Origin of the sequence: Streptomyces sp. NBC_01304 (genome assembly GCF_035975855.1) — a bacterium.
Lineage (GTDB): Bacteria > Actinomycetota > Actinomycetes > Streptomycetales > Streptomycetaceae > Streptomyces.
In genome coordinates this window covers 8,009,203-8,026,823 of record NZ_CP109055.1, presented here as the reverse complement: position 1 = coordinate 8,026,823, position 17,621 = coordinate 8,009,203, and the positions used below count along the sequence as shown (strand labels likewise).

Sequence of the window (17,621 nt, the reverse complement as noted above, 5' to 3'; positions counted from 1 at the left end):
TCAGTCCCAGATCCCTTGAATGCGCAGGACCCCGGCCACCAGGCACATCACGGAGCCGATGCCGAGGAGCACGATCAGGCCCTTGGGCATCTTCTGCTTGGAGAAGGAGTAGACACCGCCGGCCAGGAAGAGGCCGACGACGATGAGGATGGTGGAGAGGCCGGTCACAGTGCGCCCTTGGTCGACGGGAGGATGCCGGCCGCACGCGGGTCGCGCTCGGAGGCGTAACGCAGCGCGCGGGCGAGGGCCTTGAACTGGCACTCGACGATGTGGTGGGCGTTGCGCCCGTACGGCACGTGGACGTGCAGGGCGATCTGCGCCTGGGCGACGAAGGACTCCAGGATGTGCCGGGTCATCGTCGTGTCGTACTCGCCGATCATCGGCGCCATCTTCTCGGGCTCGGTGTGCACGAGGTACGGGCGGCCGGAGAGGTCGACGGTCACCTGGGCGAGCGACTCGTCCAGCGGGACGGTGCAGTTGCCGAAGCGGTAGATGCCGACCTTGTCGCCGAGCGCCTGCTTGAAGGCGGCGCCGAGCGCGAGGGCGGTGTCCTCGATGGTGTGGTGCGAGTCGATGTGCAGGTCGCCCTCGGTCTTGACCGTGAGGTCGAAGAGGCCGTGGCGGCCGAGCTGGTCGAGCATGTGGTCGTAGAAGCCGACCCCGGTCGCGACATCGACCTTGCCGGTGCCGTCGAGGTCGATCTCGACGACGACGGAGGTCTCCTTGGTGGTGCGCTCCACGCGTCCGATGCGGCTCATGCTCTCTGCCCCTGCTCCTTCTTCAGTTCGCGTACCGCAGTGAGGAACGCGTCGTTTTCTTCGGGGGTCCCGGCGGTGACCCGAAGCCACCCCGGTACGCCGTTGTCACGGACGAGGACGCCCCGGTCGAGGATCTTCTGCCACATCGCGTGGGAGGCTCCCTCGCCTTCGAACCTGCCGAACTGCACGAAATTCGCGTCCGACGCGGTCACTTCGTACCCGATCGCCCGTAGCTCGGTGACGAGCCGGTCGCGCTCCACCTTGAGCTGCTCGACGTACCCGAGGAGCGTATCGGTGTGCTCCAGGGCCGCGAGCGCGGTGGCCTGGGTGACGGCCGACAGGTGGTACGGCAGGCGTACGAGCTGCACCGCGTCCACCACCGCCGGGTCGGCGGCCAGGTAGCCGAGGCGCAGTCCGGCGGCGCCGAAGGCCTTGGACATGGTGCGCGAGACGACGAGATTCGGCCGACCCTCGATGAGGGGAAGCAGCGAGTCGCCGTGGCTGAACTCGATGTACGCCTCGTCGATCACCACCATCGACGGCTTGGCCGCCTGCGCGGCCTCGTACAGCGCGAGGACCGTGTCGCGGTCGACCGCCGTGCCCGTCGGGTTGTTGGGCGAGGTGATGAAGACGACGTCCGGCTGGTTCTCGGCGATGGCCTTGGTGGCCGCCTCGACGTCGATGGTGAAGTCGTCGTTGCGGGGCCCGGAGATCCAGCCGGTGCCGGTGCCGCGCGAGATCAGGCCGTGCATCGAGTACGAGGGCTCGAAGCCGATCGCGGTGCGGCCGGGTCCGCCGAAGGTCTGCAGGAGCTGCTGGATGACCTCGTTGGAACCGTTGGCCGCCCATACGTTGCCGACCGTGACCTCGTGCTTCGCTGTGCGGCTCAGATAGCGGGCGAGCTCGGTGCGCAGCTCGACCGCGTCCCGGTCCGGGTAGCGGTTGAGGTTCCTGGCCGCCTGCGCGACCCGCTCGGCGATGCGCGCGACGAGGGGCTCGGGCAGCGGGTAGGGGTTCTCGTTGGTGTTCAGGCGTACGGGGACCTCGAGTTGGGGCGCCCCGTACGGGGACTTGCCGCGCAGCTCGTCGCGTACGGGCAGTTCGTCGATCGTTACGTTGCTTCGCTGATCGCTTGCGTCGCTCACTTGCCCGGGACCTTCCATCCGAACCTCGCCTTGATCGCCGCGCCGTGCGCGGGCAGGTCCTCGGCCTCCGCGAGGGTCACCACGTGGTGGGCCACGTCGGCGAGGGCGCCCTGCGAGTAGTCGACGATGTGGATGCCGCGCAGGAAGGACTGCACGCTCAGACCCGAGGAGTGGCAGGCGCAACCGCCGGTCGGCAGCACGTGGTTGGAGCCCGCGCAGTAGTCGCCGAGCGAGACGGGGGCGTAGGGCCCGACGAAGATCGCGCCGGCGTTGGTGACGCGCTCGGCCACGGCTGCGGCGTCGGCGGTCTGGATCTCCAGGTGCTCGGCGCCGTACGCGTTCACGACCGCGAGGCCGTCCTCGACGGTGTCGACCAGGACGATCGCGGACTGCTTGCCCTGGAGCGCGGGCTCGATCCGCTCCTCGCGGTGCTTGCTGACGGCGACCTGCGCCGCCAGTTCCTTCTGCACCCCGGCGGCCAGCGCCTCGCTGGTGGTGACCAGGACGGAGGCGGCGAGCGGGTCGTGCTCGGCCTGGCTGATCAGGTCGGAGGCGACGTGCACCGGGTCGGCGGTGTCGTCGGCGAGGACGGCGATCTCGGTCGGTCCTGCCTCCGAGTCGATGCCGATGACGCCGGTGAAGTAGCGCTTGGCGGCGGCCACCCAGATGTTGCCGGGGCCCATCACCATCGGCGCGGGCGGGCAGGACTCGGTGCCGTACGCGAACATCGCCACGGCGGTGGCACCGCCGGCCGCGTACACCTCGTCGACTCCGAGCAGGGCGCAGGCGGCCAGGATGGTGGGGTGCGGCAGGCCGCCGAACTCCTTCTGGGCGGGCGAGGCGAGCGCGATCGAGGGGACCTCGGCCTCCTGGGCCGGCACCACGTCCATGATCACGGACGACGGGTAGACGGCCCGGCCGCCCGGCGCGTAGAGCCCGACCCGGTCCACCGGCACCCAGCGCTCGGTGACCGTGCCGCCGGGCACGACCTGCGTGGTCTCGGTGGAGCGGCGCTGTGCGCGGTGGACGATGCGGGCCCGCCGGATCGACTCCTCCAGTGCGGCCCTGACCTCGGGGTCCAGCTCCGCCAGGGCCTTCTCCAGCGCCTCGGCCGGGACCTTGACCTGGTCCAGCTGCACACCGTCGAACTTCTGCGCGTACTCGACCAGCGCCGCGTCGCCACGATGATGCACGTCCTCGCAGATCGGGCGCACCTTGTCCAGGGCGGCCGCAACGTCGAAGTCGGCTCGGGGCAGCAGCGTGCGCAGGGCGGCACCCTCAGGGAGGGCCTCGCCGCGCAGGTCGATAACGGAGATCACGGGTCCAATTCTCTCAGACGGTCCTCGCACGCATGACGTCCGTATCACTGGCTGATACAAGCCCCAGTGGTTCACCGGAAGACGACCTTCACCACTAGCGTTCACGTCGTCACTCAGCGGGAATGAACAGGTGTACGAGGCACGGGCCGACGCCCCAGGGCGGCCGCGCCCACCGGGCAAGGGGGAGAACGCAGTAGTGACCGACGGTACGGGGCGGCCCGACGACACCGCAGACGAGATGCCGGACGACCTCACCGCCGCCGAGATGGGCATGTGGCAGGCCTTCCGGAACGGCAGCAGATACGACCTCTCCAGCGGCGACCCGGCCGTGGACGACCCGTTCGGCGGCCACCCCTGGGGCCCCGGGCGCAGCATCCGGGCCCGCGTCCTGTGCCGGCTCCTCCTGGACGGGCCGCCCGCGCTGCCCGGCCGGGTCTCCTCCGTCAAGCTGACCGGCGTGCTGATCACCGGCATCCTCGACGTCGCGGGCGGCACGGTGAAGCCGTACGTGGAGCTGCGCGGCTGCCGCTTCGAGAAGGAGATCCTGCTCCCGGAGAGCCGCTTCACCACGCTGCGCCTGATGGAGTGCTCGATCCCCCGCCTGGAGGCCGCCCGGCTGCACACCGAGGGCGATCTGCATCTCCCCCGCTGCCAGGTGCACCGCGGGATCCGGCTCACGGACGCCCACATCGGCACCGATCTGCTGCTCAGCCAGGCCGTCGTGCACCGGGACCGCAGCAATCGCACGATCATGGGCGACGGGCTCTTCGTCGGCCAGGACCTGCAGGCCGAGATGCTGGAGTCGCACGGCGAGCTCTCGCTGCGCGGCGCCCAGGTCGGCGTCTCGCTGAGCCTGCGGGGCAGCCGGCTCATCAATCCGTACGGCTCCAAGGCGCTGAACGCCCCGCAGATCACGGTCGAGCGCACCCTGTATCTGACGCCCGCCGCCGTGAGCAATCCCCGCGTGACGGGTGGCGCGACGCCCGCGCGCGGCGTCCGCATCCAGCGCTTCGAGTGCCAGGGCGGCATCCGCCTGGACGACGGACGGTTCGGCGACGCCGTCGACTTCGACCAGGCCCGCTTCCTCCTGGAGCAGGAGCAGGAGCTGTCGATGCGCCGCATCCAGACCCCCGAGCTGCGCTTCACCGGGGAGCGCCCGGCCCGCGGCCGGGTGATCCTGTCCGGCGCCCGGGTCGTCAACCTGGTCGACAAGTCGACGAGTTGGCCGGGCCCGGGTCAGCTCAGGGTCGGCGGCTTCACCTACGAGAACCTGGTGCCGCGCGGCGGCTTCCCGCTCTCCCGCCGCCTGGAGTGGCTGCTCGCGTCGACCCCGGAGTACAGCCCGGAGCCGTACGAGCGCCTCGCGGCCGTCCTGCGCAACAGCGGCGAGGACTCCGACGCCCGCGAGGTCCTCCTCGCCAAGCAGCGCCGCCGCCGCGAGACCCTTTCCTCACCCGCCGCCAAGCTCTGGGGGTACGCCCAGGACTGGACGGTCGCCTACGGCTACCGCCCCGGCCGGGCCGCGGTCTGGATGGCGGTGCTCTGGGCCGTCGGCGCCCTGGCCTTCTCCCGCTACGACCCCCCGGCGATCAAGCCCGGCGAAGGCCCGGCCTGGGAACCGACCCTGTACGCCCTGGACCTCCTGGTCCCGGTGATCAACCTGGGCCAGGACGGCTACTGGCGCGTGGAGGGCGCCTGGCAGTGGGCGGCGGCGGCCCTGATCCTGCTGGGCTGGGTCCTGGCCACGACGGTGGCGGCGGGGGCTTCGCGGCTGCTGCGGCGGGGCTGACCTCCAGGCATCGCCACGGCGCCACCAAATTGTTATCCGGCGCTCAGGCAACCAACTGCAGTGATCCGGTGTCTTCCCACCGCGCACCGCAACCATCAATATCGCGCACCGCAACCATCAATTGAGTACCACGACGGCGATCAGCCAGGTCCGCGAGAGCGGCGCCGGTTTAGGCGCAAAGGGGGGAGCCACCATGCCACTGCCGGGCTCCCTCATCCGCACCCTAAGGATGATCACGCACACCTCCCGCCTCGCCGACGGCCTCCCCGCCGACGACGAGGTGCTCCTGGACGCGCCCGACGACCGCCTCGCCCCCGCCCTCGTCGCGGCAGGCGCCGGCGACTACGGCCCCGCCGCCAAGTTGCTCGCCGCAACCCGCGAAGCCGCCGAGTGGGAGAACCGCGACCGCTACACGCTCCACCTCGCCGCCTTCGCCCGGCAGCGCCCCGAGTGGCTGGAGTTCTGGCAGGCCGCGGCCCCGAACGACCCGGACGCCCTGCTCCTCAAGGCCGAGACCGAGGTCCGCCGCGGCTGGGAGTCCCCGGCCCGCGTCGAGCTCCTGCGCGAGGTCGCCCCGCTGATCACCGCCGCCGCCGAGGGCGAGCCGCGCGACCCGGTGCCGTGGCGGCTCGCCCTGGACCACGCCCGCGGCAGCAACGCCCCGCACACCGCCTTCGAGCGGCTGTGGACGGAGGCCGTGCGCCGCTCGCCGCACCACTACGGCTGCCACGCGGCGGCCCTGCAGTACCTGTCCGCCTCCTGGTACGGCTCGCACCGCGAGTGCTTCGACTTCGCCGAGCGGGCCGCGGCCGACACCCTGCCGGGCTCGCTGATACAGGCCCTTCCGGTACGTGCCGCCTTCGCCTACCTCCAGGGCCCCGGCGGCACGGTGATCCCCCGCGAACGCCTGGACGCGGCCGCCGACCGCGCCATCGCCCTCTCCGCGACCTACGCACCCGCCGACCCCTACCCGGCGGAGGTCCGCAACCTCCTCACGTACGTCCTGATCCGCCTGGAGCGCTGGACCGACGCCCTGGACCAGCTCCGCCTGATCGGGCCGCACGCGACCTCCTTCCCGTGGGACCGGATCTCGGACGATCCGCTCGGCCAGTTCCTCGAACTGCGCGACGGAATACGCCTTGAGGTAGCCGCGGCGACCCCTCTCCGCAGCCGGACCGGACGCCGTCGCTCCGGGCCGCGCTGAGCGGCGACTAGGCTTGAGGGTCGTGACCACCGTCCGGCTTCCCCTCTTCCCGCTGAACACCGTGCTGTTCCCGGGACTCGTGCTGCCTCTGAACGTCTTCGAGGAGCGCTATCGCGCGATGATGCGCGACCTCGTCAAGGCGATCCCCGAGGACTCCGACGAGCCCCGGCGCTTCGCGGTCGTCGCCATCCGCGACGGTCTGGAGGTGGCCCCGGCCGCCCCCGGCATGCCGGACCGGACGTCCGTGCCCGAGCGCGGCCCCGCGGCCGGCTTCGGCGAGGACCCGATCACGTCGTTCCACGAGGTGGGCTGCATCGCGGACGCGGCGACGATCCGGGAGCGTGCCGACGGCAGCTTCGAGGTCCTCGCCACCGGTACGAGCCGGGTCAGGCTGCTCTCCGTGGACGCGTCCGGCGCCTATCTGACGGCCGAGCTGGAGGAGCTGGAGGAGGACCCGGGGGACGAGGCGGGCGCCCTCGCCGAGGGCGTGCTGCGGGCGTTCCGCGCCTACCAGAAGCGCCTCGCGGGCGCCCGGGAACGCTCCCTGTCCACGGGCGCGGAGCTGCCCGACGAGCCCTCCGTGGTGTCGTATCTCGTCGCGGCGGCGGCCGTCCTCGACGTCCCCACCAAGCAGCGCCTCCTCGAGGCCCCGGACACCGCCTCGCGCCTGCGCGACGAGCTGAAACTCCTTCGCTCCGAGACGGCGGTCATCCGTAATCTGCCGTCGTTGCCCGCGGTCGAGCTGACCCGGGGACCGACCAGCCTCAACTGAGGCCCGCAACCGACATAAGGCTTGAATCGAGTTGGCGAAGAAGCCCAAGAAGCAGCAGTCCGCCGGCACGCCCGCGACGGTCGCCCTGACCGCGGCCGGTGCGCCGTTCACGGTCCACCAGTACGCGCACGACCCGGCCCACCCGTCCTACGGGGACGAGGCCGCCGAGGCCATGGGCGTCTCCCCGGACCGCGTCTTCAAGACCCTGGTCGCCGAGGTCGACGGCGAACTGACCGTGGCCGTAGTCCCGGTCGCGGGCTCCCTCGACCTGAAGGCGCTGGCTGCCGCGGTGGGCGGCAAGAAGGCCGCGATGGCGGACCCGGTCGCGGCAGAACGTACGACCGGCTATGTACGCGGCGGAATCTCGCCCCTGGGCCAGCGCAAGAAGCTCCGCACGGTCCTGGACGACTCGGCCTCGGCGCACTCCACGATCTGCGTCTCGGCGGGCCGCCGCGGCCTCGAAGTGGAGCTCGCACCGGACGACTTGGCAAAGCTGACCGAGGCGGTGCTCGCCCCGGTCGGGCGGGCCTAGGGCCTGTCCGGCGGATCTTCGCGGAAGAGCCCGCGGCGTCTGGTGCGTGCTCTCGGCGTGCGCCCGGATCGCCCTCGTACTGGACGTACTTGGGTGATTCGGGCGTGCGGCGAGCGGGGGCACCCCCGGCCGGAGGCTGGGGGCGCGTGCCAGGCGTCGTGGGCCCGCGAAGATCCGCCGGACAGGCCCTAGCCGGACCGCATCCGGCCCGGCCGCCCGCGGATGGCTTGCGCACCCCCTCGACGTACGCCCGTACCTCGACTAGTCACACAGGGCATGTCGAAGAAGACGCGCAAGCGGAAGTGGCGGATCAAAAAGGGCAAGGCCAACCACGGGCACCGGCCCGCATAGGGCCCACTGTCAGGAGTGACCGCCCGGCTGCTCCGGCAGGCGGTCCTCCGGCAGGTGGTCCTGGCCCGGCCCCGGCCGGTCCCAGTAGGCGTGCGACGGGTCGTCACGCGGCCCGAACATCGCGGTGAGCGCCAGATGCACGGCCATCGCCGCGACCGGCCAGGCGAGCAGTCCGCCGAGCGCGTTCAGCTTCAGCGGGGCGTCGAAGGCCACGCCCTCGCCGGCCGCCTTGGCGCGCGCCACCACGTCGTCGCCCGGGCCGAACCAGATGCCGAAGCGCCAGGCCAGGACGGACGCGAGCAGCCCGCCGACCGCGAGGCCGACGACGAGTGCGATGCCGCCGCGCCTGCGCAGCAGGAAGACCACGAGCGCACTGAGCGCGCCGAACGCGAGCCCGAGCAGGATGAACGTTCCGTCCGCACCGATCGCCTGCTCGCCCTCGGTGTCCCTGATGAAGACCGCCTCGCCGTTCGAGATCAGCGCCACCTTGGGCGCCAGCCACAGCCACAGCAGTCCCAGCAGCACACCGCCGATCGTCACGGCCACAGCGGCGATCGCGCCCTCGCGCAGCTCGGCCGCGACAGCGGTGCCGCCCGCGCCGGGCTTGCCGTACGAGGCTCCCCCGGACGGCGGCGGTGGGGCCTGCCAGGGGTCCTGCGGCTGGTTCGGCGGCGGCTGGTGGGGCGGCGTATGCGGTGCGGTCACTCTGCCATCGTGCCAGGCCTGCCCGGCGGGCCCTGGGGTGGGACCGCCGATCGGGTCTGTCAGCGCACGGCCGCTCGGCGGTACGCCCAGGTCGCGACGGCCAGCGAGGCCACGCCGACCCCCGCGCAGATGGCGAGGTCGAGCGCCACGGCCGACCAGTCCGGGTGGGCGTCGAAGGTGCGGGCGAAGGCCTCGACGCCGTACGTGGAGGGCAGCAGATCGCGCGCGTACCCGATGGCCTGCGGCATCCGGTCGGCCGGCAGCACGCCGAGCAGCAGCGCCGCGGACATGCCCAACTGGCCGAGCAGCGTGGCCAGTTCGGGCCGCGGCGCAAGCAGCCCGAGCGCGGCACCGAGCCCGGCGAGGGCGGCGCCGGCGAGCGGGACGACGGCGAGAAGGACCCACAGATGCGTCAGCGGCAGCCCGAACAGCACGCTGCCGAAGACGGCGGTCACGAACGTCCCCGGCACGGTGAAGGAGGCGTACGCGCCCGCCGCACCGAGCACCACGGCCGCGGGCGGCACGGGAAGCGTCGCGTAGTGATCGAGCCCGCCGCTGCCGCGCAGCTGTCCGAAGTACTGGGCCAGCAGATTGAGCGCCACGAAGGCCACGACGAGGACGGACGACCCGGCGACGACGGCCCGCGCCTCGCCACCGCCGTCGACGACGCCGCGCATCAGGACCATGATCCCGACGGACTGGAAGGTCGCGACGAACAGCAGCGGAATCCGGGCGACCCGGGCCCGCGACAGCTGGGCCCGGTAGACGGCGCCGAGCGAGGGCAGCAGCCGGGCACGGGGAGCCAGGGGCGCCGCCGCGACGTCGTCCGCGGGGCGCGGGACGGCACCGCGTCCGCTCACGGCCGCCTCGGCAGGTACGTAGCTCGTCACGCCTTGACCAGTCCCTTCGCCCGCCCGCCCAGCGCGAGGTATACGTCTTCCAGGCTGGGCGTGGCCAACGTGAAGTCGTCCAGCGCGGCGAACGCCGCGCCCCCGGTGACCGCTCCCACCGCGGCCCGCGCCTCGTCGGGCGGCAGCCGGAGCACCCAGCGCCGCCCGGACTCCTCCGCGGACGTCCGCAGCGCCGCCACCTCGGGCACACCCAGCGGCGCCCGCTCGCGCCACACCAGCTCGAGCCGCACCTCGGACGCGACCTGGCTCTTCAGCCCGGCCGGCGTATCGCAGGCGATGACCCGCCCGCACTCCAGGACGGCGACCCGGTCGAGGACGGTCTCGGCCTCGATGACGTTGTGCGTGACGAGCAGCACGGTCGTGCCGCGCTCGGCCCGGCGCCGGTCGACCGCGGCCCACACGGCGCGCCGCGCCACGGGGTCCATGCCGGTCGTCGGCTCGTCGAGGACGAGCAACGGCCGCTCCCCGACCAGCGCGGTCGCGAAGCAGGCGAGCCGCCGCTGACCGCCGGAAAGCTTCTTGAGGGGCCGCCCGGCCAGCTCGACGAGCCCCAGTTCTTCGAGTACGTCGTCCCGCTCGGCCCGTGCCTGTCGCACGTCGAGCCCGCGCAGCCGCCCTGTGGTCTCCACCGCGAGCGAAACGGTCAGCTCGTCGAGGGCGGTCGACTCCTGCCCCAGATAGGCAAGCAGCCGCGCGGCCCGCTCGGGATGGCGCACGATGTCGTGCCCGAGAATCTCTACGTGCCCGGAGTCGGGCCGAAGGAGCCCGGTGAGCTGACGTACGAGCGTGGACTTGCCCGCACCGTTCGGCCCGAGCAGCCCGAAGATCTCCCCGCGCCGCACCTGCAGCGCAAGCCCGTCGGTGGCCCGCACGGCGGGCGTCCCGGGCGCACCGCGCCTGCCGCGCGCCGCCGGATAGGTCTTGACCAGATCACGCACCACACACACGACGTCGTCGCCGTGTACCGCTTGTCCCGTGCGCGTACTCACGAGGGAGGAGCCTACGGGGTTCCGCAGAGCGAAATGCCGCCGGGGCCGTTCTTTCAGTCGTCCGCATCTCTCCCCGGCCGTCGGGCATCCTCATTCAGCCCGTCCGGCGTTTGAGGACACCGCCCGGAGGGCGGAAAGCTCCGCAGGATTTGGGGAAGGGGCGGGGAGGGGCAAAAGACAGCCCGTCCGGCGAGGACCGGGGGCCCGGGGGCAGCGCCCCCGCGACCCCAGCCACGTCATGGCCGGCCGAGCTCACTCACTCGCCGACAGGCGCATGCTCCGCAGCCGTACGCACATCGATCTCCCGCCAGAACCCGGCCCGAATCGCATACCGATCATGCTCATCGATCTGGTCGTCCTTATGGGCCAGCAGCCCAAAGCGTGCGGCGTACCGCAAGAGCTCACCATCGATCCGATGCGGCACCCGCGGATACAGCGTGGACAACTTCTGCAACCCCGCAGGGTCCGGCAACCGAGCCATCCACCGCCGAGCGAAAACCTGCCCCACCTCGTACGGATCCCCACCCACCGTGGTGATGTCCTCCTCACGGTCGGCCCACCGCTGCTCGGCCGTGGTCAGCTGGGCAAGCGTCGGCAGGGAGGCGGCCTCGGTGGGCTCCGCCGTGGCCCCGGGCCGCTCGATCCACCCCTTGTCGGACGACCAGCGCAGGGTCGCATTGGTGTGCTCCTTGCCGACAGCACCGGCACCGGCCTGCACTCCAGGGGCCCGCAGCGCGGCAAGGTCCTTGGGGGTGGGCACCCCCTTCGCGGCGGCCCGCTCGGCCCCGCTGTGCTCGTCCCGATCCCCGGCAGAGCCGTTCTGCGCCCCGATGGCCGGCTCGCGGGCCGCCTCGCGGGACTCCTCGTCGGCCCGCTCGACCGCCGCCGCGGCCATCGCGGACTCGGGCAGCGGCGCGGAGAGGATCGCGGCGATCTCGGGCCGCGGCACGGGCTGCGGCGCACAGGGACCGCCGAGCTCCTTGGCGCGTACCGACTGGGTGATCCACGCGCGGTCGAGTACGCGGCGCTCGTCGGCCTCGGCGACCAGGTCCTCGGACTGGTTGTAGTCCCCGTCGGCGGCCTGCACGGCCCACAGGTGGACGGCGACGCCGTGCTCCTTCGCGGACATCAGACCCGGCAGCAGATCGCCGTCACCCGTCACCAGGACCACGTCCGAACAGGCGCGGTTGCGGGCGAGTTCGGTGAGCTCGGCGTGCATCGCGGCGTCCACACCCTTCTGCGCCCAGCGTCCGTCGCTGCGGGTCAGGGCGCCGAGCCGGACGGTGACGCGGGGCATCACGCGCAGCCTTCGGTGTTCCGGCTGCGGTACGCGGTCGGGGGCGCCGTCGAACCAGTAGATCCGCAGAAGTGGTTGCTCGGTGTCCGACTCGGCGAGGGCTCGCAGGCCGTGGATGAGTGCGGTGTGATCGACGGCGATCCGCGACCGGGAGGGTTCTCCGGCGAGCAGGCTCGCGGCGGCGCCCAGCAGATAGCCGGCGTCCACCAGGACGACGCAGCGGTCCACGGTTCCACCCTCTTTCCCTATGGCTCCCCGAAATCAGAAATCGGGGGCGGGTTTGCTTCGGGTTACCTTCGAGTCTGCCCGAAGCGACGGGGGTTAACGGCCGGAACTCGATCTTCGGCGTGGCGTATCGAAACATCACTCCTCGACGGGTCGGCGCATCACTCCCCGACAGCCCTTATTACGCACGGTAATTCTCCAAAATGCGGCATTTGCCCCAATGTGTGAATCTGGTCGCGGCCCTGGCCCCTAGACACCCCTCAGGAGGCAGTCACCATGGCCAAGAACAAGAACCGCCAGAACCGCGACCAGCAGCAGCGCGGCCAGCAGCAGGAGTCGCAGCGCGGCGCCGAGCAGGCCGAGCAGGCGGGCGAGGTCCAGAACGAGGCCCCGAGCAACTCCGGCTTCTCGCCCTCCGGCGGCAAGCGGCAGAAGAAGTTCGGCCACAACTAGGCGGCCTGGCACCCCTATTGGGCACACGCGAGGGGCGCGCCCTGTTCGGGCGCGCCCCTCGGCGTATCTCCTGCGAAGGCTCTCCTGTGAAGGTCAGCCCGCCAGGCAGGACGGCCCGAGCAGCACCTTCAAGTCTCCGAAGAGCGCCGGGTCCGGCTGTACGCGATGCCGGTCGAGGCGCAGCACCGTGGTCTTGCGGGCGCCCTGAAGCTTGATCCGTACCTCGGAGTTGCCCTTGTGGTGGCCGAGGATCTCACCGAGCCTGCTGACCATCGGCGGCGTCACCTTGACGGTCGGGATCGTGATGATCACCGGGGCGTTGGTGCCCGCGTTGGACAGGTCGGGGACCTGCAGTTCCATGGCGACGAGCCGCGGCACGTCCTCGCGCTTGTCGAGGCGTCCCTTGACGAACACCACGGCGTCCTCGACGAGTTGGGTGGACACCAGCTGGTACGTCGCCGGGAAGAACATGCACTCGATGGAGCCCGCGAGGTCCTCCACCGTGGCGATCGCCCAGGCGTTGCCCTGCTTGGTCATCTTGCGCTGCAGGCCGGAGATGATGCCGCCGATGGTGACGATCGAACCGTCCGAGTAGTCACCGCCGGTGAGCTGACCGATGCCCGCGTCGGCCTTGTCGGAGAGCACGTGCTCCAGGCCGAACAGCGGGTGGTCGGACACGTACAGACCGAGCATCTCCCGCTCCTGGGCAAGGAGATAGGTCTTCTCCCACTCGTCGGTGGAGAACTCGACGTCGAGCCCGAAGCCCGGCTCGTCGCTGCCGCCCTCGTCGCCCATGCCGCCGAAGAGGTCGAACTGCCCCTCGGCCTCCTTGCGCTTGACCGCCACCACGTTGTCGATCATCGGCTCGTACTGCGCGGTGAGGCCCTTGCGGGTGTGGCCCATCGTGTCGAAGGCGCCCGCCTTGATGAGCGATTCGGTGGTGCGCTTGTTGCAGGCGGCGGCCTCGACCTTGTCGAGGTAGTCGGGGAAGGAGGCGTACTTCCCCTTGGCCTTGCGGCTGCGGATGATCGACTCGACCACGTTCGTACCGACGTTGCGCACCGCGGAGAGGCCGAAGAGGATCACGTCGTCGCCCTGCGCGGCGAAGTTCTGCTCGGACTCGTTCACATTCGGCGGGAGCACCTTGATGCCCATGCGCCGGCACTCGTTCAGATAGACGGCCGACTTGTCCTTGTCGTCCTTGACCGAGGTGAGCAGCGCCGCCATGTACTCGGCCGGGTAGTTGGCCTTGAGGTACGCGGTCCAGTAGGTGACCAGGCCGTACGCGGAGGAGTGGGCCTTGTTGAACGCGTAGCCGGCGAACGGCACCAGGACGTCCCACAGGGCCTGGATCGCGGCGTCCGAGAAGCCGTTCTTCTTCGCGCCCGCCTGGAAGATGGTGAAGTTCTTCTCCAGCTCCTCGGGCTTCTTCTTGCCCATCACGCGGCGCAGGATGTCGGCCTCGCCGAGCGAGTAACCGGCAATGATCTGGGCGGCCTTCTGCACCTGCTCCTGGTACACGATGAGGCCGTAGGTGAGGCCGAGGGTCTCCTTCAGGGGCTCCTCGAGCTCGGGGTGGATCGGGGTGATCTCCTGCCGGCCGTTCTTGCGCTCGGCGTAGTTCGTGTGCGAGTTCATGCCCATCGGGCCCGGCCGATACAGGGCCGAAACGGCGGAAATGTCCTCGAAGTTGTCGGGCTGCATCTGGCGGAGCAGCGAGCGCATCGGGCCGCCGTCGAACTGGAAGACGCCCAACGTGTCACCGCGGCAGAGCAGTTCGTACGTCGTGGGGTCGTCGAGCGGCAGCGCGAGCATCTCCAGGTCGACGCCCTTGTTGGCCTTCACCATCTTGACGGCGTCGTCCATGATCGTCAGGTTCCTGAGGCCCAGGAAGTCCATCTTGATCAGGCCGAGCGACTCGCACTGCGGGTAGTCCCACTGCGTGATGGTGACGCCGTCGGTGTGCCGCACCCAGATCGGGGCGTGGTCGATGATCGGCTCGCTGGACATGATGACGCCGGCGGCGTGCACGCCCATCTGCCGGACCAGGCCCTCGACGCCCTTGGCGGTGTCGATGACCTTCTTCACGTCCGGCTCGTTCTCGTACATCCCCCGGATCTCGCCCGCCTCGCTGTAGCGCGGGTGCTTGGGGTCGGTGATGCCGGAGAGGTCGATGCCCTTGCCGAGGACGTCGGCGGGCATGGCCTTGGTGAGGCGGTCGCCCATCGCGTACGGATATCCGAGCACGCGCGCGGAGTCCTTGATGGCGTTCTTCGCCTTGATCTTTCCGTACGTGCCGATCATGGCGACCTTGTCGGCGCCGTACTTCTCGGTCACGTACCGGATCACTTCGACGCGCCTGCGCTCGTCGAAGTCGATGTCGACATCGGGCATGGAGACGCGCTCGGGGTTGAGGAACCGCTCGAAGATCAGGCCGTGCGTGATCGGGTCGAGGTCGGTGATGCCCATCGCGTACGCGACGATCGAGCCGGCCGCGGAACCTCGGCCCGGGCCCACCGCGATGCCGTTGTTCTTGGCCCACATGATGAAGTCGGCGACGACGAGGAAGTACCCCGGGAACCCCATCTGGATGATGATGTCCATCTCGTACTCGGCCTGCTTCTGCCGGTCCTCGGGGACACCTCCGGGATAGCGGCGGTCCATGCCGCGCCGCACTTCCTCCTTGAACCAGGTGGTGTTGGTGTAGCCGTCCGGGATCTCGAACTTCGGCATGAGGTCCTTGGCCTCGAACATGCCGGTGGTGTCGATCTGTTCGGCCACCAGGAGGGTGTTGGCGCAGCCTTCCTGCCAGGCGTCCGACGAGTCGATGGCGTACATCTCGTCGGTCGTCTTCAGGTAGTAACCGGTGCCGTCGAAGCGGAAGCGGTCGGGGTCGCTCAGGTTCTTGCCGGTCTGGATGCAGAGCAGGGCGTCGTGCGCGGTCGACTCGTGCGCGTACGTGTAGTGCGAGTCGTTGGTGACCAGGGGCGGGATCCCCAGCTCCTTGCCGATCTTCAGGAGGTCGTCACGGACCCGGCGCTCGATGTCGATGCCGTGGTCCATCAGCTCCAGGAAGTACCGGTCCTTGCCGAAGATGTCCTGGTACTCGCCCGCCGCCTTGCGCGCTTCCTCGTACTGGCCGAGGCGAAGGCGGGTCTGCAGCTCGCCGGAGGGGCAGCCGGTGGAGGCGATGAGCCCCTCCGACCACTGGGAGATCGTCTCCTTGTCCATGCGCGGCCACTTCGTCAGCCAGCCCTCGGCGTACGCGTCCGAGGAGAGCTTGAAGAGGTTGTGCAGTCCGGTGCTGTTCGACGCCCAGATCGTCTTGTGGGTATAACCACCCGAACCGGACACGTCGTCGCGCTTCTGGTGCGGCTGACCCCACTGGATCTTGCGCTTGTTGCGCCGCGACTCCGGGGCGACGTACGCCTCGATGCCGATGATCGGCGTGACGCCCGCCTTCTTCGCCGTGTGGAAGAAGTCGTACGCCCCGTGGAGGTTGCCGTGGTCGGACATCGCGATGTGCGTCATGCCCATCTCATTGCAGGCATTGAACATGTCCTTGAGCCGCGCGGCACCGTCCAGCAGCGAGTACTGGGTGTGGACGTGAAGGTGCGTAAAGGGCGGCTTGGTCACGACGAAAGACCTCCGGGGAACACGCGGCGACAGGATGGGGGGACAGCGTGGAAGTCTACGTCGCACGACTGACAGCCGTCGGGCACTCACGGGTACGGTCGGGCGTTGGTAGGGACGGAACACCTGTCCCAAATGTCATGCACCAGGAGGCACCCAGCGATGTCGGTCCCGCAGCCCAGCGCTGATGAGCGTGGCGAGCAGATCCTCGCCGTCTTCGACACCGCGTTCGGCGAGCTCCTCGCCGCCGACCCGGCCGCGTTCCGCGTGAAATTCCGGAAGATGGCCGCCTCGGCCTTCGCCTTCTACCGCGGCACGGCCTGCCTCTTCTACCACGACCTGGAGCGCGAGCAGCACGGCGGACCGTACCTGGACGACCGGACCGGCCGGGTGTGGATCCACGGCGATCTGCACGCCGAGAACTTCGGCACGTACATGGACGCCCAGGGCCGGCTGATCTTCAACGTGAACGACTTCGACGAGGCCTACGTCGGCCCCTTCACCTGGGACCTCAAGCGCTTCGCCGCCTCCGTGGCCCTGATCGGTTACTCGAAGGCGCTCAGCGACGGACAGATCAGCGACCTTGTACGGACGTACGCGGCCGCCTACCGCGAGCGCGTCCACGCCCTGGCGACGGGCGCCAAGGACGACGAGGTGCCGCCCTTCACGCTGGACACCGCCGACGGCCCGCTGATGGACGCACTTCGCTCGGCACGCGCGCGTACCCGCTTCTCGCTGCTCGACTCCATGACGGAGATCCGCGACTTCGAGCGCCGTTTCGCGCCGGGCGGCGGCTCCATCGAGCTGGACGCGGCCACCCGGTACAAGGTCCTGGCGGCCTTCGACGGCTACCTGGAGACCCTGCCCGAGTCGTCGCTGACCCGCCCGGACTCGTACCGCGTGAAGGACGTCGTGGGCCGTCGGGGCATCGGCATCGGCTCCGCGGGCCTGCCCTCGTACAACATCCTTCTGGAGGGCAACAGCGACGCCCTGGAGAACGACGTCGTGATCTACATGAAGCAGGCGCAGACCCCGGCGGTCTCCCGGCACATCACGGACGGCGCGATCCGCGACTACTTCCAGCACGAGGGCCACCGCACGGTCATCTCGCAGCGCGCGCTGCAGGCGCACGCGGACCCGTGGCTGGGCTGGACCGAGCTGGACGGCTCCGGGCAGCTGGTCGCCGAGGTCTCGCCGTACGCCGTCGACCTGGACTGGTCGGACATCGACGACACCGAGGAGATCGCGGCCGTGGTCGCCGATCTGGGCCGGGCGACCGCGGCCATGCACGCGGCGGCGGACGACGAGAGCGGCTACTCGGGCCTGGTGCCGTTCTCCACCGAGCGCGCCATCGACGCCGCCATCGCGGCCGACGAGGACGGCTTCGCGGGCCTCCTTGTGGACTTCGCGCATGAATACGGCGCGCGGGCCCGCCAGGACCACCAGATCTTTGTGGACCTTTTCCGTAACGGTCGCATTCCGGGTCTATAGCGGGTCTGCAGCGGGTGCGCTGTTCATAGGAACCCTTGAGGGGGCCC

At 70.4% G+C, this 17,621-nt stretch carries 15 protein-coding genes; 6 read left to right on the top strand and 9 right to left on the bottom strand.

The genetic code is table 11. The annotated features are described in order from the left end of the window. Genes OG430_RS35645 through hisD form a run of 4 tightly spaced genes read right to left on the bottom strand, consistent with a single transcriptional unit; the run spans position 1 to position 3,222 of the window. Complete coding sequence (locus OG430_RS35645) at positions 1-168, bottom strand: hypothetical protein (protein WP_327356776.1); 168 nt, start codon at positions 166-168, stop codon at positions 1-3. Then, positions 165-758 (bottom strand): imidazoleglycerol-phosphate dehydratase HisB, encoded by a 594-nt coding sequence (gene hisB / locus OG430_RS35640; protein WP_327356775.1) that lies wholly within the window; start codon positions 756-758, stop codon positions 165-167. Before hisB ends, OG430_RS35645 begins: the two co-directional genes overlap by 4 nt. Then, positions 755-1,903: a histidinol-phosphate transaminase gene (locus OG430_RS35635; RefSeq protein WP_327356774.1), complete on the bottom strand. Its 1,149-nt coding sequence runs from the start codon at positions 1,901-1,903 to the stop codon at positions 755-757. The genes hisB and OG430_RS35635 overlap by 4 nt, the downstream gene beginning before the upstream one ends. After that, positions 1,900-3,222, bottom strand: a complete 1,323-nt coding sequence (gene hisD, locus OG430_RS35630; RefSeq protein WP_327356773.1) for a histidinol dehydrogenase — start codon at positions 3,220-3,222, stop codon at positions 1,900-1,902. Before hisD ends, OG430_RS35635 begins: the two co-directional genes overlap by 4 nt. 196 nt (positions 3,223-3,418) lie before the next feature. Between hisD and OG430_RS35625 the strand changes: the two genes are divergently transcribed. The 4 genes from OG430_RS35625 (at position 3,419) to ybaK (ending at position 7,519) form a co-directional block, all read left to right on the top strand. Next, entirely contained in the window at positions 3,419-5,011 is a 1,593-nt protein-coding gene (locus OG430_RS35625; RefSeq protein WP_327356772.1) for an oxidoreductase, read from the top strand. A 229-nt stretch (positions 5,012-5,240) separates the two neighbouring features. Then, the gene (locus OG430_RS35620; protein ID WP_327356771.1) at positions 5,241-6,215 is read left to right on the top strand and encodes a hypothetical protein; all 975 of its coding nucleotides are present in this window, start codon (positions 5,241-5,243) and stop codon (positions 6,213-6,215) included. Between the two features lie 22 nt (positions 6,216-6,237). Further along, positions 6,238-6,987, top strand: a complete 750-nt coding sequence (locus tag OG430_RS35615) for an LON peptidase substrate-binding domain-containing protein (RefSeq protein ID WP_327356770.1) — start codon at positions 6,238-6,240, stop codon at positions 6,985-6,987. A gap of 31 nt (positions 6,988-7,018) precedes the next feature. Beyond that, a complete protein-coding gene (gene ybaK, locus OG430_RS35610) occupies positions 7,019-7,519 on the top strand; it encodes a Cys-tRNA(Pro) deacylase (RefSeq protein WP_327356769.1) in 501 nt (166 codons plus the stop codon). A 360-nt stretch (positions 7,520-7,879) separates the two neighbouring features. Here ybaK and OG430_RS35605 read toward each other — a convergent pair whose 3' ends face one another. From OG430_RS35605 to OG430_RS35590, 4 genes are all read right to left on the bottom strand, one after another. Next, positions 7,880-8,575 carry a DUF2567 domain-containing protein gene (locus OG430_RS35605; RefSeq protein WP_327356768.1) on the bottom strand — a complete coding sequence of 232 codons (696 nt, stop codon included), beginning with the start codon at positions 8,573-8,575 and terminating at the stop codon, positions 7,880-7,882. Positions 8,576-8,634: 59 nt separating this feature from the next. Further along, a complete protein-coding gene (locus OG430_RS35600; protein WP_442816614.1) occupies positions 8,635-9,465 on the bottom strand; it encodes an ABC transporter permease in 831 nt (276 codons plus the stop codon). After that, entirely contained in the window at positions 9,462-10,475 is a 1,014-nt protein-coding gene (locus OG430_RS35595; RefSeq protein WP_327356767.1) for an ABC transporter ATP-binding protein, read from the bottom strand. Before OG430_RS35595 ends, OG430_RS35600 begins: the two co-directional genes overlap by 4 nt. A 256-nt stretch (positions 10,476-10,731) precedes the next feature. After that, complete coding sequence (locus OG430_RS35590; protein ID WP_327356766.1) at positions 10,732-12,000, bottom strand: NYN domain-containing protein; 1,269 nt, start codon at positions 11,998-12,000, stop codon at positions 10,732-10,734. A gap of 273 nt (positions 12,001-12,273) precedes the next feature. Between OG430_RS35590 and OG430_RS35585 the strand changes: the two genes are divergently transcribed. Then, positions 12,274-12,450 (top strand): hypothetical protein, encoded by a 177-nt coding sequence (locus OG430_RS35585; RefSeq protein ID WP_327356765.1) that lies wholly within the window; start codon positions 12,274-12,276, stop codon positions 12,448-12,450. A gap of 93 nt (positions 12,451-12,543) precedes the next feature. On the opposite strand, the gene dnaE is transcribed toward OG430_RS35585, so the two are convergent. After that, positions 12,544-16,086, bottom strand: coding sequence for a DNA polymerase III subunit alpha (gene dnaE, locus OG430_RS35580; RefSeq protein ID WP_327356764.1), 3,543 nt, complete (start codon positions 16,084-16,086; stop codon positions 12,544-12,546). 159 nt (positions 16,087-16,245) lie between these two features. Here dnaE and OG430_RS35575 point away from each other — a divergent pair, with 159 nt between their 5' ends. Next, positions 16,246-17,574: a DUF2252 domain-containing protein gene (locus OG430_RS35575; RefSeq protein WP_327356763.1), complete on the top strand. Its 1,329-nt coding sequence runs from the start codon at positions 16,246-16,248 to the stop codon at positions 17,572-17,574. The last annotated feature ends 47 nt before the right edge of the window (positions 17,575-17,621 follow it).